Annotated in this window: 9 protein-coding genes; 4 read left to right on the top strand and 5 right to left on the bottom strand. The window is 56.0% G+C overall.

What is annotated here, in order from left to right; translation table 11 throughout:
* Positions 1-164 precede the first annotated feature (164 nt).
* Positions 165-782, top strand: coding sequence for a DUF2238 domain-containing protein (locus EI77_RS08815; RefSeq protein WP_133794773.1), 618 nt, complete (start codon positions 165-167; stop codon positions 780-782).
* Between the two features lie 3 nt (positions 783-785).
* Here the strand turns inward: EI77_RS08815 and EI77_RS08810 are convergent, their stop codons facing one another.
* The 5 genes from EI77_RS08810 to EI77_RS08790 all read right to left on the bottom strand — a co-directional run bounded on the left by EI77_RS08810 (position 786) and on the right by EI77_RS08790 (position 5,221).
* Positions 786-1,700, bottom strand: coding sequence for an aldo/keto reductase (locus EI77_RS08810; RefSeq protein WP_133794771.1), 915 nt, complete (start codon positions 1,698-1,700; stop codon positions 786-788).
* Positions 1,701-1,827: 127 nt separating this feature from the next.
* Positions 1,828-2,100: a 30S ribosomal protein S20 gene (rpsT, locus tag EI77_RS08805; RefSeq protein WP_133794769.1), complete on the bottom strand. Its 273-nt coding sequence runs from the start codon at positions 2,098-2,100 to the stop codon at positions 1,828-1,830.
* Between the two features lie 108 nt (positions 2,101-2,208).
* The gene (locus tag EI77_RS08800) at positions 2,209-3,384 is read right to left on the bottom strand and encodes an ABC transporter permease (protein ID WP_133794767.1); all 1,176 of its coding nucleotides are present in this window, start codon (positions 3,382-3,384) and stop codon (positions 2,209-2,211) included.
* Positions 3,381-4,028, bottom strand: coding sequence for an ABC transporter ATP-binding protein (locus EI77_RS08795; protein ID WP_133794765.1), 648 nt, complete (start codon positions 4,026-4,028; stop codon positions 3,381-3,383). The genes EI77_RS08800 and EI77_RS08795 overlap by 4 nt, the downstream gene beginning before the upstream one ends.
* Positions 4,029-4,057: 29 nt before the next feature.
* The gene (locus EI77_RS08790) at positions 4,058-5,221 is read right to left on the bottom strand and encodes a KamA family radical SAM protein (RefSeq protein WP_133794763.1); all 1,164 of its coding nucleotides are present in this window, start codon (positions 5,219-5,221) and stop codon (positions 4,058-4,060) included.
* Between the two features lie 196 nt (positions 5,222-5,417).
* Here EI77_RS08790 and EI77_RS08785 point away from each other — a divergent pair, with 196 nt between their 5' ends.
* The 3 genes from EI77_RS08785 (at position 5,418) to EI77_RS08775 (ending at position 16,869) form a co-directional block, all read left to right on the top strand.
* On the top strand, positions 5,418-6,068 hold the full coding sequence (locus tag EI77_RS08785; RefSeq protein WP_133794761.1) for a helix-turn-helix transcriptional regulator: 651 nt from the start codon (positions 5,418-5,420) through the stop codon (positions 6,066-6,068).
* 239 nt (positions 6,069-6,307) lie between these two features.
* On the top strand, positions 6,308-8,017 hold the full coding sequence (locus tag EI77_RS08780) for an MbnP family protein (RefSeq protein ID WP_166647134.1): 1,710 nt from the start codon (positions 6,308-6,310) through the stop codon (positions 8,015-8,017).
* Complete coding sequence (locus EI77_RS08775) at positions 8,014-16,869, top strand: lectin-like domain-containing protein (RefSeq protein ID WP_133794757.1); 8,856 nt, start codon at positions 8,014-8,016, stop codon at positions 16,867-16,869. The genes EI77_RS08780 and EI77_RS08775 overlap by 4 nt, the downstream gene beginning before the upstream one ends.
* Positions 16,870-16,931: the final 62 nt, after the last annotated feature.

The following is a 16,931-nucleotide window of genomic DNA, read 5'->3' as shown; positions in this document are numbered from 1 at the left end:
TTGACTTCGGATTTTGGGCGATTAATGCGCCTATGCGTCTGTATCCACCAATCAACCAGCACCGTTTTTTGTGCCGACTCAAGCCTGGGGTGACTTTCAATGCCAGTATTTAAGCTGAGCAAGTGCGGCTCGACAGAAGCGTGAGAGCGTGGTGTGATAGGGACATGAGAGACTCCCCTTCCCCGCGCCTGCTGCCGGTCTTCCTTTTTAATGGTGCTTACATGATTGCCTCCGTCGCCACTTCAATGGTGCAGGGAAACACGGAATTCATTTTTTACATTGTGGTGATGCTCGTGCTCATCGGCGTGATGTGCCTGGTGCACAAGAAGGTTGGCCTAACAACACCTTTGTTGTGGGCACTTTCCGTTTGGGGCATGCTGCACATGGCCGGTGGGTTGGTCCCGGTGCCGGCGGGATGGCCTTACAACGGAGAACACGCGGTGCTCTACAGTTTGTGGCTGATACCTGAAAAGCTGAAGTATGACCAACTCGTTCACGCCTACGGCTTTGGTGTGACCACCTGGCTGTGCTGGCACGCACTAAGCTCTTCCTTGCTGCGCGTTGCAGGCTTTCGGCTGAGGCCGACCCTGGGCATGCTCACCCTATGCGCTGCCGCAGGTGTCGGCTTCGGAGCACTGAATGAAGTCATCGAATTCATCGCCGTATTAAGCATGCCGAAAACAAACGTCGGCGGTTACATGAATACCGGCTGGGATTTGGTGGCTAACTTGATCGGGGCGACCGTGGCAGCCCTGATCATTCGTTTCAGCGTCAAGGACTAGGTTTCACGGGATGGACTGGCCTTGGGCCGCTTCCCAAAGGCCATACCAGTCTTCACGCTCGAGTTTGATTTCTGCCGCACGCGCTGTGGCGATGAGGCGGTCCAGCTTGTTGGTGCCAATGATGGGCAGTGGCTGTGAGGGATGCGCCAGGATCCAGGCGTACGCCAGTTGGTCCAGGGTGGCTCCGCTGTATTTGGCCGAAAGCTCCTGCGCTTTAGCATGAAGACGGGAACTGGCAGGCTGCGTCACGTCCATCAAGGCACCTTTCGCCAGAGGAGACCAGGCCATCGGCTTGATCCCCAGCTTTTGGCACTGATCGGCCGTACCGTCATAGATCGGATCCATGTGTAGCAGGCTGAATTCCACCTGATTCGTCACCAGAGGCTGGTCCATGCGTGAATTGAGAAGATCAAACTGGTGGACGTTGTAATTGGATACGCCAGCACTGCGGATTTTACCTTCCTTGAGGAGGCGATTGAGTCCCTCTGCCGTTTCGTCCGCACTGGTCAGCCAGTCAGGACGATGCACCAATAAAAGGTCAATGTAATCGGTGCCTAAAAGGCGCAGGGATTTCTCTGCGCTTTTCACAATGCGCGCAGCAGTCGTATTGTAATGTGCCACTTTCCGGTCCGGGTGGAAATCGCATGGGACATAGATGCCCGATTTGGTCACGATCTCGAATTTCTCACGCAGCCCAGGCTCCTTCTTCAGCGTCTGGCCAATGAATTCTTCGACCCGGTAAAGACCGTAAATTTCCGCTGTGTCCAGAGTGCTAATGCCAAGGTCGAGGCAGGCATGGAGGCGCGTGAGGAGATCATCTCCATTGGCGGTCGCGGGATCATCCAAAAATCTCCAAGTGCCATAGACGAGACGGGAAAAAGACGGGCCGTTCGGTGAAAGGGAAATTCGGGGGATCATGGGCGGCGATTGAAACGAGAAACAGTACTCCTGAAAATCTAAAAAGTGCAACTTGGCGCAAAAAAACAAAAAGCCCACCTGCCGTAGCGAGGTGGGCTTTTTTGAAAATCAAACTGCCTGCCTAAACTTAGGCTGGCTTGGTCAGAGCACCGACCTTGAGGGCCAAGCGGCTTTTGAGGCGGGAGGAGGTGTTTTTGTGAAGCACCTTGGTCTTGGCTGCCTTGTCAGTGGCGGAAGAGAACTCGTTGAGCATGGAGCTGGCCGTAGCAGCGTCACCTTTTTCGATGGCACTAAGGACTTTCTTGCGCAGCGTACGAATACGGCTCTTCACGGATTGATTTGCCGCGGTACGCTTGATGGTCTTGCGGATGTCTTTTTCTGAAGAACGAATGTTGGCCATATAAAAAGTCTGCTGGAGAGAGGGCGGAGTTTATAGAACACGCATCCCAAGCTGTCAAACTAGAATGTGCATCTGTTGTGAACAACTCACAAATGTTAGAGGACCTCTCTATAATCGCAGCATCAAGGATACGCCTTTATCCGCATTCAGCCAGACGATGGAGGTCAAAATCATGGCGAAAAATAGGGCCATGATGGTCACTAAAATAACCTCCATGCCTTTGGTCAAAACGAGGGCGTTTCGGGAAATACCCAGGTCATCCAGTGTCGCAAACTCGCGTTTTCTTAAACGAAATGTCAGTGCAAACACCAAAACAGCCACACTGCCCGCCGCCAAAGCGAGGAGGGCGAGAATGACATGCGCGAGAGATTCGACCTGAAAAAGGGTTCCCATGAGAGCCTGAAATTCGTCCAGCGGACGGATGATCTGGGCGGGATGATCACTTTTTTGATAACGCCCTGCAAGGATGGCCTCTGCCTTGGCGTCGGTGGGATTGATTAAAATGGAGCTCAGTGGATAGGCATGGGTATCTCCGTGAAAATGGAAACCGCTGAGGTTTTTATCGGTGACCTGGTTGAACATGCGCACGCTGGCATTGCCAATTACGTTACCATCTTCCTTTTTCAGAATGGCATCATCGCTGACGAGATCATCGTGTCCGTGGGCGAGGCCCTCTATGAGCCAGGTGGTCTTGAGATCGGCAAACACCGCCTCATCGTCGGAAGTACCACTGGCAGCCAAGATACCAGTGATGCGCATCTTCAGAGGATATATGCCAGCGAGATCAAACACCTGCTCCTGGGATGAAAAAATGTGATCGCCTATGCCTAAGCCACGCTTATTGGCCAGCCCCGCACCGATGACGCAGTCCCCCAACCGGCCAAACATCCGGCCTTCTTTGAGAGACAGTTTCCGAAAGGGAAAATAGTCAAGGCTGGTGCCGACGATGGGGGCCTCCTGAGAATGAAACCGGGTGTAAAGCGGGATGGCAGTCCCGAGTTTGGAGGAACGGACTTCATCAAGAGTTTTGACCGTAAGCGCAGGCAGCGGCTGGCGCTTAAAATAAAGCGCGCTCAGCAGGAGATCCAGGGCACTGCCACGCCCGCCGATGACCTGAGGCGTCGAATCCGCACGGGCACGCATCGCAGTCTCTGCCGCGCGGACGATGACACGAATGGAAAGCGGCAGTGCCAGAACAAGGCCCAATGCGGCGGCAAGCAGCAGTGTCTGCCCCAGATGCCTGTCAACGTAACGCCAGGCGAGGTGAACGCAGGCCGCGATCATTCCGTCAGGTCCTCCACACGCAATTGTTTTTGGAAAAGCGGCATCAGTTCCGCATCATGAGTCACCATCACCAGGCTCGCCTGTGTTTCCTGGGTATAGTCCAACAACAAATCCATCACCAATCCTCGGCGGCCTGTATCCAGGGAGGCGGTGGGTTCATCGGCAAATACATACTGAGGACGATGAGCAAGGGCGCGGGCTATGGCAACGCGTTGCCGCTCGCCTTGGGAAAGGTATGCGGCGCGCCTCCGCCAATGTGAGGCGATTTCCAGACGGTCCGCCAGTTCCCGCGCATAGGCAGAAATGGTACCGGATAAAGGGCTGAAACGAGAAGGCAGGAGGATATTCTCCTCCACAGTCAGATAGTCCAAAAGGGCAAAATCTTGGAAAACAAGCCCTGCTTTTTCCAAGCGAAAGCGCCTCCTTTGTTCGGGCGAAAGTCGATTTAAACGAGTCTCCCCGCAGATCACCTCCCCCGAATCTGGAGATAAAAGCCCCGTCATCAGGCGCAGCAGCGTGGTTTTACCACCGCCACTGGGTCCTAAAATAACGAGTGACTCCCCTGCCCGGACCTCCAGCGTTTTCAACGCCAGACAGAAAGCACCGCCTGGGTATTGAAAACGGATATCGTGGAGGGAAAGCATGGTTGGCCAGCGCCAATCCTACATCCAGATTACACTCTTACCATCGCAGGTTCCGGATACTCAAAGGTGCGACCCTCGAAATTGCGGACAATGGTGCGTTGCTCGTCGCGAAGCAGGACATAATCCGGGTTCACGGGGACCTTGCCACCGCCACCAGGAGCATCAATGACAAATTGAGGGACCCCGTAGCCGGTGGTGTGACCACGCAACTGCTCAATGATCTCTATACCGGTGCTGACGCTGGCACGGAGGTGCGAACTGCCCTGGATAAGATCGCACTGATACAGGTAGTAAGGCCTGACGCGGCACATCAGCAGCTTATGAACGAGGGATTTCATGACGTCCGCATCGTCATTGACGCCTCGTAGCAAAACACTTTGATTGCCCAGCGGCACACCATGGTTGGCCAGCATTTCCAGCCCCGCTTTGACCTCAGTCGTGAGTTCGCGCGGATGATTGGTGTGAATACTCAGCCACAAAGGATGATACTTCTGGAGCATTTGGCACAGCTCCGGCGTGATCCTTTGCGGAAGGAAAATGGGGACGCGGCTGCCGATGCGAAGGAACTCAATGTGTGGAATAGCGCGAAGGCGCTTGAGGATGGCCTCAAGTTTACCATCACTAAAGAGGAGCGGATCCCCACCACTGAGGAGGACATCCCGAACCTCTTCATGCTTTTCCAAATATCGGAACACGGCTTCGTAATCCGTGTGCAGTTCCTGTTCACCCACGCCGCTGACGACGCGACTGCGTGTACAATAGCGGCAGTAACTGGCGCAGCGGTCTGTGACCAGGAAAAGAACGCGATCTGGATAACGATGAACCAGCCCAGGGACGGGCATGTGACTGTCCTCACCGCAGGGGTCAGCCATTTCATCCGGATCTTCCCAGGTCTCTTCAATCCGGGGAATGACTTGCCGACGGATCGGGTCCTCTGGATCCTCGGGATCAATGAGATTGAAGTAATGCGGAGTGATGGCCATGGCCAACTTGTTTCCGCTGAGCAGCACTCCGGCCCGCTCTTCGTCGGTCAAAGTGAGGTGCTCTTCCAGACCCGCTAGGGTGGTGACACGGTTGCGGAGTTGCCAAGCTGAGGAATTCCAGTCTTGTTGGGGAACTAGTTTGTCTTTCCAAAAGCCCGGGGCGTGAGATCGGAAGTCCTTCTCGGGGAGCGAGGGGGGCGGCGTGCGCATTGAGGTTGTGATTGAGAAGAGGTTACGCCTGTGGCTTTCGGCCTGTCAAATTTGTTGCTGAAAAAGATCGTCCGGCCGAAAGAAAATGGCCGGAAGAAAATTTTCACGCGATGGGACACTCGCTCGCGCAAAAAGATATCACTGCCCGGTTGGCAAAAGCCCGCAACTCTATAGCCTAAAGGCACCCCGGCGGCTTATGATTTTCCCCATTCTGCGCGATATCCTGCACACCCCGGTGGTGGAAATCATTCTGCATTTGAAGCAGTCTCCCGGCATGACGGTCAAGGAGTTGTGCGCCGTTATGAAAATGAGTTACATGGGGGTGAAGCAGCATTGCGATGCCTTGGCGGAGAAAGGATACCTGGATAGCTGGAGACATCCCGTGCCCCATGGTCGGCCAGAGAAGATCTACCGCCTCACCACCCGGCTGGACCCTCTATTTCCCACTGCTACCACAGATCATCTGCTCGAACTTTTGACCCATGCTGAACGCCTTTTTGGCATGACGGCTCCAGAAAAGCTGCTCTATGCTTTCTTTGCATCCAAGGCGGAGCGTTATGCCAAAAAGGTCACCGTTGAGCCCGAGTTGGAGAACAAAGCACTCATCCTGGCCCGGTTACGAAGTACGGACGGCTGCATGTCGGTCGTGGAAATGAGCGGTGCGGGAGGCCTTCGAATTGTGGATTATCACTGTCCATACGGTGATCTTTTGAAGCATTATCCCCTCATCGAAGAAATCGAATGCGAGATGATGGAGCGGCTCCTTGGCTGTTCCGTGCAGCGGGAAGTCGAAGAGCGTTCAGGTCTACGCAGGGTGATATTTTCCCTCAATCGTCCTGAAAGTTAAGAGCTACGAAGAGAGGCAAAACGAGCTTCATCTGACAAAGATCCTCAAGGCTTTTTTAGTCTAAAAGCTCAAAGGACCCATCTTCTAATGGGTCTAATTGCAGGAATTTTACATTTTTCCTATAGAATCCACAGCAACGGCCTGCATCATGCCCACACTTTCAAATTCGAGACTCACCAATGATTTCATGTTCAATAACGAGATTGTGGCTTTGCCTGACAGGGCTAGCCGTCTTCTTTTTGAGCAATGCCCAGGCTCAGGTGCTGGATCTTGAGATCCTCCCATCCTGGAATCAGGATACTTTGGAGACTACCTCGCCTCGTTCCCAAGCCACTCAGGGGACACCTATCGTTGAGCGTCTGGACTTTCTTCTTTCTTCACTCGCTCTTGAACGTATAGACGGCACCTGGATCGAGTCCGAGAACTGGTCAGCGTTCTTCAGCCTAGAAAAAGGTCGGCTAAAAACCCGCGCAGACGGCATACCGACGGAAGAATTCAAAGCGATTCGCTTTGATGTGGGTATCCCCGCCGCCCAAGACCGGGCAGATCCCAACCTCCTGCCCGCGGATCACCCCCTGCATCCCAACGTTTGTGGCCTCCACTGGGGCTGGCAAGGTGGGTATGTCTTCATGGCTTTGGAAGGCCGATGGATGAGACCGGATGGTGAACTCGGCGGTTTTGCTTTTCACCTCGCCCGGACACCCAATTATGTACGAGTGGAGATCCCGGTGAATTTTCAAGGTGGCGGTCCTCTAACTTTGAAGCTCGTCCTAGATGCCGCCCACCTGTTGGAGGGCATCGATTTCACCCGCGATGGAACATCCACTCACTCCCGTGACGGAGACCTGATTGTCCCCCTTCTGAAAAGAAACATCGCCCGCGCCTTCAGCCTTCACTCAGTCAAATATGACCTTTACCAGTCTGCGGTAAAAAATAGCGAAGCTAAGTCTCAGGAACTGCCAGCGGGTACGCACCCTTACCCGATAGCCATCACCAGCCGTTTTCCACGGGTGCAGTTCCCGGCTGATAACCCGCTGACTCAGGAAGGCGTGGCACTGGGGGAGAAACTTTTTAACGATCCACGCCTCTCCATCAATAACAGTCAGTCGTGTGCCAGTTGCCACAGCCGGGATGCGGCTTTTAGCGATCCACGCCAATACAGCATCGGTGCCATAGGCCAGGTGGGAAAACGCCACGCCATGCCGCTGTTTAATCTGGCCTGGGACCAGTCCTTTTTTTGGGATGGCCGCGCCAGCACTCTGCGTGAGCAAGTTCTGATGCCGATTCAGGACCAGCACGAAATGAACGAAACGCTGGAACGCGTGGTAGAAAAAATTTCCGATACATCAGCCAGCTTTAACAACGCTTTCGGCACACCTGAAATCACCTCTGAACGCATCGCCAAATCCCTGGAGCAATATTTGTTAACTCTCGTCTCGCAGGAATCCCGCTTTGACCGTGCCGCACGCAAAGTGGCGCAGATGACGGAAGAAGAGAAACGCGGACTCCAACTTTTCGTCACTGAGTTTGACCCCGCCCGTGGACTGCGCGGTGCTGACTGCTTCCATTGTCACGGAGGCACCCTTTTTACAGATCATCAGTTCAAGAACAATGGTCTTGAACTCACCCCGGCAGATCTGGGGCGCATGATAGTAACAGGCAATCCGGCGGACAAGGGCAAGTTCAAGACCCCCAGCCTACGCAACATCGCGGTCACTGCTCCTTACATGCATGATGGTCGTTTCACCACGCTGGAGGAAGTCGTGGAGCATTACAGCAGTGGCGTGAAGCGCAGTGATACTCTGGACCCTAATCTGGCCAAGCATCCCGATGCCGGTCTGCAACTGACCACCGAGGAAAAATCCGCCCTCGTCGCCTTTCTAAAAACGCTCACTGATGAGGCATTCATCGCCGACCCAGCCAAGACCAAGCTCGCTCAACGCCCATGATGAAGTTCCTTTACTCCCGCCTTTGCCTCACAGCTGTGCTGTTTCTCAGCAGCCTGGCTTTCGCTGCGGATGATCACGGTCTGGATGATCAGCTTTCAGCAGATGCCCAGATGCTGGCCCCAGCTTTCATCTCCCCAACAGGCCCAGCGCCTACACCGACCCAGCGCAGCCTAGTCGGTCAGTGGGGTCCGGTGATCAGCTGGACCCCTCACATCCCCGTGACAGCCGCCACCTTGCCGGATGGCAGGCTGCTGACGTTTTCATCAAACCAGCGCACGACGTTCCCGGTCGGAGCCGAGTTCACCTATGCTGCCGTTTGGAATCCGGCGACTGGTGTTTTCACGGAGATCAACAACAACCGCCATGACATGTTTTGCGGTGGTACTTCCATGCTGCCGGATGGTCGCGTGGTGGTCAACGGCGGGCGCAATACCGTGCGTCTGAGCAGCATTTTCAACTGGCGCACCAGTCAGTGGTCTGCCCTGCCGAACATGAATGATGGCCGCTGGTACAACACGAGCGTGGCCATGACAGATGGCAGCGTTTTTACAGTCACGGGAGACGGTGGCACCAACACCGCTGAACGATGGACCTCCGCTGACGGCTGGAAACGCCTGAGCAGCATCAATTGGGCGACAGTCGTCAGCCAGCCTGGCTACGTCACCCGCTGGCATCCGCTCATGGTTGTGGCACCCGACGGACGTCTTTTCCATGGCGGTCCTACCCGCCAGATGAACTGGGTGACGACGGCTGGCAATGGCAGCCTGACTTACAGCGGGGTCAATGTCCCCGGCACCCATTTCCCCAAGGAAGGCTGCTTTGCGATGTACGATGAAGGCCGCATCCTAGTGGCTGGCGGCTCGCTGAACACCAATTCGAATCCGAGCGACAGCTCCACTGGCACCAGCACCAATCTGGCCTTCACCATTGATATCCGCAGCGGCACCCCAGTGGTCAAGTCTGCCGCTTCCATGAAGTATGTGCGCCAGTTTGTGAACTCCGTCATTCTGCCTAACGGCGAAGTGATGGTCATCGGTGGCAATACATCAGGCCTCAAATTCAATGACACCGGCAGCATCCTTTCCCCCGAGATCTGGAACCCGACCACTGGTCTGTGGCGTGAAGTCACCGACATGAGCGTGCCGCGTAATTATCACTCCCTGGCCTTATTGCTGCCGGATGGCCGCGTCTGGTCAGGCGGGGGTGGCCTTTCAGGCAACAGTGCCGACCATCGCGATGCCCAGATTTATACGCCACCGATGTTGTTCGCTGCGGATGGCTCTGCTGCCGTGCGGCCAGTGATTCAGCAGGCCCCCAGCTACATCGGCCCAGGCACTGTTTTCACCGTTCAGGCCACCCCTGGACTGACCAAGTTTAGCTTCATCAAGATGTCTTCGCAGACGCATTCGATGAATACGGATCTGCGCTATCTCAGCCTGCCTTTTACTGAAACCTCCCCAGGCATCTACAGCGTGACTGCGCATGCCAACATCAATGTCATGACCCCAGGCTACTGGATGCTCTTTGGCATTGGATCCAGCGGAGCCTATTCAGAGTCGAAGATCATTCAGGTGGACCCCGCGACCACCGTTTCCATCGCAAGTCCGGGTGACCAGTTCAGTGCTAAAAATGCCGCGACAGTCCTCGCCATCTATGGGGTGGCCCCAGGCAATGGCACCCTGACCTTCAGCGCCTCTTCACTGCCTCCCGGCATGGTCATCCAAGGCACCACCGGCATCATCAGCGGCACCCCCACCATCACGGGTGCTTACACACCACGTGTGACGGTGACGGATGGAATCACCAGCGCCAGCACCACCTTCAACTGGACCATCACGCCAGCCAATGTCACCCATGACTTTGCCAGCTTCACCGGCAGCAACAGCTCCCTTCAGCTCAACGGCAGCGCCAGCGTCAACGGCAGCATTCTTCAGCTCACGCCGAATGGAGCTAATCTGGCAGGCACAGCTTTCTTGAAGACTCCCCTGCCCCTTTCCAATGGCACCTCTTTCAGCACTCGGTTCGTCTTCCGTATGAACGGCTCCGGAGACGGTGCCGATGGCATGACATTCATGATCCAGAATGATCGTGCGGATGCCCTTGGCAGCCCTGGTGGTGGACTGGGCTACGAAGGCATTATGGAAAGTTTGGCGATTGAGCTGGATACATACGCCGGAGGAACGGATCCGAATGCCAATCACATTGGAGTCGTGGCCAATGGCATCGTCTCTCCTCACCTCGGTACCTATACAGCTCCTTTTGATCTCGAAAACGGTGCCAGTCATACGCTCTGGGCGGAATACGATGGTGCCACCAATACACTGCGGATTTACTTGGCCCAGGGAGTGGTGACCACCAGGCCGGCAACTCCTGTTCTCACCGTACCAAACATTGACCTGCCCGCCTCAGTGGGCCCGAATGCGTGGATCGGTTTCTCCGGTGCCACAGGTGGCAGTACGAATACCCATGAAGTGCTAAGCTGGAGCTTTTTCAGCAATGCTTTCGCGCTGCCGACGGCTCCTGTCCTCACCAGTCCTGGATCGCAGACCGGCGTCATGGGCATCGCTGTCAATCTCCCCATCAACGCTACAGATATCAATCAGGACACCCTCACCTTCAGCGCCACTGGACTGCCTGCCGGGTTGGCGATCAATTCGAGCACTGGAGCTATCACTGGCATACCGACAGCAGCAGCCATCTATACGACTACCGTCACCGTCACCGATGGTTATACCACACCGGTCAGCGCCACTTTTACGTGGACCATCAGCAATACCTTGACCTTGCAGCCGCTAGTCACCACACCCGTGCTGGCTGGCGTCAGTGTTAATTTTGTCCCGCGCAGCAGTGGTGGAGCCAATCCACGCTATCGCTGGGATTTTGGCGATGGTACTCCGGTCACTGCTTACAGCAGCAGCACCCTCGTCCTGCATCCTTACACGACACCTGGCCGTTTCCTCGTGACCTTGACGGCTACCGATGACACAGGCGCCGTTACCTCCACGAGTGCTTACCAAGTCATTCACCCGCAGCTCACGGCTAAAAAACCCACGAACTCTACCAGCATCGCTTTTGAAGATCGTGCGACAGGGAATGACCGAGTTTGGGTGGTGAATCCTGACAGCGACAGCGTAACGATTCTTGATGCTATGACCCGTGCCAAACTGGCTGAAACATCCGTGGGCAGCGCCCCCCGCAGCGTGGCCATCGCTCCCGATGGTCGCGCTTGGGTGACAAATGTGGAAAGCGCGACTCTTTCCATCCTCAACAGCAGCACTTATGCGGTGGCAGCCACAGTGGCCTTGCCTCGTGGATCACGCCCTTTCGGCCTTGCTTTTGACCCTAACGGCAGTGCGGCCTATGTGGTCCTGGAAGGCAGCGGACAACTCTTGAAACTGAATGCCGCCACAGGTGCCACGCTCAGCACCCAGACAGTCGGCCAACATGCGCGCCATGTATCTGTCAGTGCCGATGGCACACGCTTGTACATCAGCCGTTTCATCTCCCCTCCAGTTCCGGGTGAAAACACAGCCACCCCTAATCCGGCTGGCAAAGGTGGCGAAGTCATCGTCGTCAACGCCAGTTCATTGGCCATCGAGCGCACCATCATCCTGCAAAACAGCAATGCTGAAGACACCCCCACCTCAGCCAGTGGCATCCCAAACTACCTGGGTGCTGCCTCCATCTCTCCCGACGGTCTTTCCGCCTGGGTTCCTTCCAAACAGGATAACATCAAGCGTGGTACGCTGCGCAATGGAGTGGGCCTGAATCATGACCAAACGTTGCGTGCCATCGCCAGCCGCATCAATCTGGCCACTCAGGCTGAAGATACTTCTGCCCGGCTGGACTTTGACAATGCCGGCATTCCCAGCGCTGCCGCCTTTGATCCTTGGGGTGGTTATCTTTTCGTCGCTTTGGAAAGCAGCCGTTCGGTGGCCATTGTGGATGCCCGTTCTGAAGAGGAGTTGATGCGCTTCAGCGTGGGTCGCGCCCCACAGGGACTCGCCCTTTCTCCAGATGGTCGCACTCTGTATGTGCAAAATTTTATGGACCGCACTGTCACGGTCCATGACGTCAGCGGCATTCTTGGCGGTGGCGGACAGCTCCCGGCCACGGTCGCTACCGTGAGCACTGTTTCTACCGAAAAGCTGACTCCCCAGCTTTTGAATGGCAAGCAGCTCTTCTACGATGCTCTCGACAGCCGCGTGGCCCTCCAGGAATACATTTCCTGCGCAGGCTGCCATAACGACGGTGGTCATGACGGACGCACCTGGGATCTCACAGGTTTTGGCGAAGGTCTGCGTAATACCATCACTCTGCGTGGTCATGGTAATCAAGGGATGCTGCACTGGTCCGGAAACTTTGATGAAGTGCATGACTTTGAAGGCCAGATTCGCAACCTCGCCGGTGGTACTGGATTAATGAGCGATGCTCAGTTCAACACCGGCACACGCAACCAGCCGCTGGGCGATTCTAAAGCCGGTATCAGTACAGATCTGGATGCTCTGGCGGCCTATGTAAAATCACTCACCACAGAACCACGCAGTCCGCATCGCAGCGGCGATGGCAGCCTTACAGCCACCGCTGTGGAAGGTGAAAAAATCTTCCGCCAGCAAAACTGCGCCAGTTGCCACAGCGGCACAGGTTTCACCAACAGTGCACTCAATGTCTTTAGTGACATCGGCACCCGCAAAGCATCGAGCGGCAAGCGCCTCAATGGCGCTCTGACTGGTTTCGATGTCCCCACTCTGCGTGGCCTCTGGGGCACCGCTCCTTACTTACATGACGGATCTGCCACCACACTGGCGGATGCTGTCCGCGCACACAACGGCGTCACCCTTACGGAGGCAGATTTGAGCAAGCTCACGGCTTACCTTCAGCAGATTGATGATGCCCCCACCGCTGCTCCAGTGCCAGTCACAGTGACCCTCGCCAGCACTGCACCGGAGACCGTCAATACACCATTCACAGTCAGCGCGACATTCAGCCTTCCAGTCACCGGTTTCGCCCTGACCGATATCACGATCACCGGAGGCACCGTCAGTGCCCTGACGGGTAGCGGCTCCAGTTTCAGTTTCACCGTTACACCGACCGCCAATGTCACCCTCAGTCTGGCGGCCAACGTTGCTCAGGATGCTTCGAACGTCGGCAACCTAGTCTCCAATGTCATCAGCCGCACCTTCCAGACCACCACTCCACCAACAACCCCGGTGCTGGTAGGCCAGGACATCGGAGAGCTGAATATGGCTGGCTCCACCACCTTTGATTCCGCAACGGGCACCTATACACTCACTGCATCAGGGAGGGATATTTTCTTCGAAGAAGACGGCTTTCATTTCACCAAGGTGCTGCTCAATGGCGATGGTGAAATTCGCGCCCGTGTACGCAGCTTTGGCAATACCAATTCCTGGTCAAAAGCGGGCGTCATGATTCGTGAAAATCTGACCGCAGGTTCACGCCATGCCACCACCTTCATCACACCTCCGGCTGCTGGCAATGGTTTCGGCATGGTCTGGAGGCCCACCGCCAATGCGACGACCAATTACGCTCAAGGCCCAGCACTGAATCCCGTGCCGGACAACTGGGTCCGCATCGTCCGTGCAGGCAATGTGCTGACTGGTTACGTCTCTGCCGATGGCAATGCCTGGGCACCTGTCAGCAGTGCTACACTTACCGGCCTCTCCAGCCAGGTATTCATCGGTCTTGCCGCCACCTCCGGTCAGATGAACCAGAGCACAACAGCCGTCTTTGACCGTGTGCAGATCACTGGCACTCAGACAGTGCTGCCACCTGAGGTCACCCTTAGCGCTGCATCGGGCTTGGAAACAGGCCCCTTCACTGTGCAGGCGCAATTTAGCCAACAAGTCACAGGCCTAGCCCTTACGGATTTCACCATCACCAATGCCTCACCTTCCAATCTGACGGGCAGCGGTGCCAGCTATAGCCTTACCCTGACTCCAACTGCCCCAGGAGCAGTCACCATCACTCTTCCGGCTTCCTCGGTGGTTAATGCAGGTGCTATCGCCAACACGGCATCGAATACACTCAGCGTCACTTATTCCCCCCCAGTCGTTGTCTCTCTTCAAGGCCAGGATGTCGGCTCAGTCGAGGTGACTGGCTCAACGGTTTTCAATGCAGGCGTTTATACCCTTAAAGGGGCTGGTGAGGACATCTACTTCAATCAGGATGGCTTCCAGTTTTCCCTGACCCAGCTCAATGGCGATGGTGAAATTCGCGCCCGTGTGACCAGCCAGACCAATCAGAATCCTTGGGCCAAAGCCGGAGTTATGTTCCGCGAAAACCTCACGGGCGGCTCACGCCACGCGATGATGTTCACCACCCCCACGGGTGCAGGCAACGGCTTCGGCATGGTCTGGCGACCAACGGCCAATGCCGCAACCAACTATGCGGCTGGCCCCGCCCTCCAGGCAGCACCGAACAACTGGGTCCGCCTGGTGCGTGTGGGTAATACTCTCACCGCTTATGCCTCCTCCAACGGCACATCGTGGACAACAGTAAACACTGTGACTCTGAGTGGCCTGCCTTCATCCCTTTATGTGGGACTCGGGCTTACTTCCGGCTCACGCACCCAGCTTAGCACGGCTACTTTTGACAATGTGCAGATCGTAGGGGCACAGAGTGCCGTCGCACCCGCAGTCACCCTCTCATCAGCATCCGCCATTGAGACAGGCAGCTTCACCGTTCAGGCGCAGTTCACTCAAAACGTCACCGGCCTGGCACCCACAGATTTTAATGTCACCAATGGCACCGCTTCTAATCTGATCGGCAGTGGCACAGGATATAGCCTGACCATCACTCCTACAAATGAAGGCAACGTGACCATCACTCTGCCTGCTGGCTCAGCGCAAAACAGCAGCGCCATTCCAAGCACGGCCTCAAACACACTTGTAGTTAGTTATTTACCAGCCGTGGTGATCAGCCTGCAAGGCCAGGACATCGGCAACGGACTGGTGGCAGGCTCCACCAGTTACAACACCAGCACGGGCACTTACACGATGAAGGGCTCAGGCGAAGACATCTTCTTCACAGCCGATGGTTTTCATTATGCTGCCAGCCAGCTCGTCGGGAATGGTGAAATCCGCGCACGCGTGACAAGCCAGACGAATCAGAACCCGTGGGGGAAAGCGGGCGTGATGTTCCGTGAAAATCTGACCGCCGGTTCCCGCTATGCCATGACCTTCACCACACCGACAGGGGCAGGCAACGGCTTCGGTTTTGTCTGGAGGTCAGGTGCCAATGCTGCTGCCAATTACGCGGGTGGTCCGGCCTTGAGCGCAGCCCCTAACAACTGGGTGCGACTGGTGCGTGAGGGGGATACGTTCACCTCCTATGCTTCAGCCAATGGCACTAGCTGGACTACGGTCAGCGTGGTGCGCCTGGAAAACATGCCATCCACCCTGTATGTGGGACTGGCCCTGACTTCTTCCCGTGCAGCTGAACTTGGCACCGCGACTTTTGACAACGTCCAGATTGTCGGTAATCCACCCGCCTCTGGTAGCGAAGGCAGTGGCGGCAGCAATCCGTCCGATGGCACCCTCGGCTCTTCCAATGCCAAAGATCGCGATTTTGATGGTGACGATGTCAATGACCTCATCGAATACGCGTTGAACAGCAATGACCGTTATGATGCTGGCTGGTGGCTGACAACCACCCCAGAAGGTCGCGTAGATGCCCACTTGGTTCGGCCACGTTTCATCACCAATGTCAGCTTCAAGCTGGAAAGCAGCACCGATCTGAAGACCTGGCAGCCGCTGGCCCTGGCACCGACAGTGACCGACCTGGGCAACAATGAAGAGCAGCTCACCTGGGCGGGTCTCAGTCACCTGACGGGTCAGTCTCTCCAGCGTGGCATCGTGCGTCTCCGCGTCACTCACAGCAGTGGCATCTCCGCCGCCAGCTCTCCCCAGTGCTGGCAGCGCCAGGCCTTGGTTCCAGGCACCCAGACCATTGGAGTAAGCTGGGTCAATGCGCCCATCTATTCCGGATTCGTGGCGAATGCCTCCGCCACTTCGGTGAATGTGGAAGGCACCATCTTGCCTGTTGAGAATATTCCCTGTTACCTCGAAGTCCGCGATGGGTCCCAATCAGGCCATCGTTATGACGTTCTTAGCATCAGTGGTCAAACCATCACGCTGGATCTTAATTCACCTCATTCGACCCTCCAGACTCTGCCCGCCGATATTGCCGGAGCCAGGATCGTGATCCGCCCGCATGTCACTTTGAACCAAGTTTTCCCCAAGTCCCAACTTCAGGGAGCCATGGCTTATCCGCAGGCTGATCAGGTCCTCTTCTTCAAAGAGAATGTCTGGGAAACATGCTGGCTGGAGCTTTCCTCCACACGTCATCAATGGCAGACCGTCGGCGCAGCCGCAAACGCCACCTCAGACGCCAGAATCATCCCTCCGGGCACAGGCGTTATGGTCAAGCTCGCTTCACGCGCTGTTACCTATACCCTCACCGGACATGTGCGCACCGGTGCCTTTGTTCGCCCGCTGGACCAGACTCACAACCTGCTGGCTCTCCCTTGGCCCGTGGACTCCACACCCCAGCAGCTCCGCTTTGCCGCCACTCATGGCTTCACCGTCGGCAGAAACAGCTCCGTGGCGGATCAGTTGCAATTTTGGACCGGGGATCAGACTCCAGGCTCATCCACGTATGAGATCTACTGGCTGCGTCAAAGCGGCACCACGGGAGCATGGAGCCCGAAAGCCAATGCCTCCGTTCCTGATGTGAGTGCCACTCTCCTCATTCCTGCCCACCGCTGCTTCTTCTTGAAGATCATCCCGCGCTCAGGAGCCTCGGAATGGAACATGCCAGCAATGATACCCTAATGGTAAAGTGGCCCTTGGAAATTCGCTTGCTCTCTGAGTCCACTTCCTGCTGAGTGGTATGA

It is taken from the genome of Prosthecobacter fusiformis (assembly GCF_004364345.1).
Taxonomy (GTDB): Bacteria; Verrucomicrobiota; Verrucomicrobiia; order Verrucomicrobiales; family Verrucomicrobiaceae; genus Prosthecobacter; species Prosthecobacter fusiformis.
Note: the sequence above shows the minus strand (reverse complement) of the source record. Positions and strands in the feature narration are given on the sequence as shown.

Bases quoted from the DNA above. Each gene is read 5' to 3' on its own strand.
- EI77_RS08800 (WP_133794767.1), bottom strand. From the start codon at position 3,384: ATGATCGCGGCCTGCGTTCACCTCGCCTGGCGTTACGTTGACAGGCAT.
- EI77_RS08795 (WP_133794765.1), bottom strand. From the start codon at position 4,028: ATGCTTTCCCTCCACGATATCCGTTTTCAATACCCAGGCGGTGCTTTC.
- EI77_RS08815 (WP_133794773.1), top strand. From the start codon at position 165: ATGAGAGACTCCCCTTCCCCGCGCCTGCTGCCGGTCTTCCTTTTTAAT.
- EI77_RS08790 (WP_133794763.1), bottom strand. From the start codon at position 5,221: ATGCGCACGCCGCCCCCCTCGCTCCCCGAGAAGGACTTCCGATCTCAC.
- EI77_RS08810 (WP_133794771.1), bottom strand. From the start codon at position 1,700: ATGATCCCCCGAATTTCCCTTTCACCGAACGGCCCGTCTTTTTCCCGT.
- EI77_RS08775 (WP_133794757.1), top strand. From the start codon at position 8,014: ATGATGAAGTTCCTTTACTCCCGCCTTTGCCTCACAGCTGTGCTGTTT.
- EI77_RS08785 (WP_133794761.1), top strand. From the start codon at position 5,418: ATGATTTTCCCCATTCTGCGCGATATCCTGCACACCCCGGTGGTGGAA.
- rpsT (WP_133794769.1), bottom strand. From the start codon at position 2,100: ATGGCCAACATTCGTTCTTCAGAAAAAGACATCCGCAAGACCATCAAG.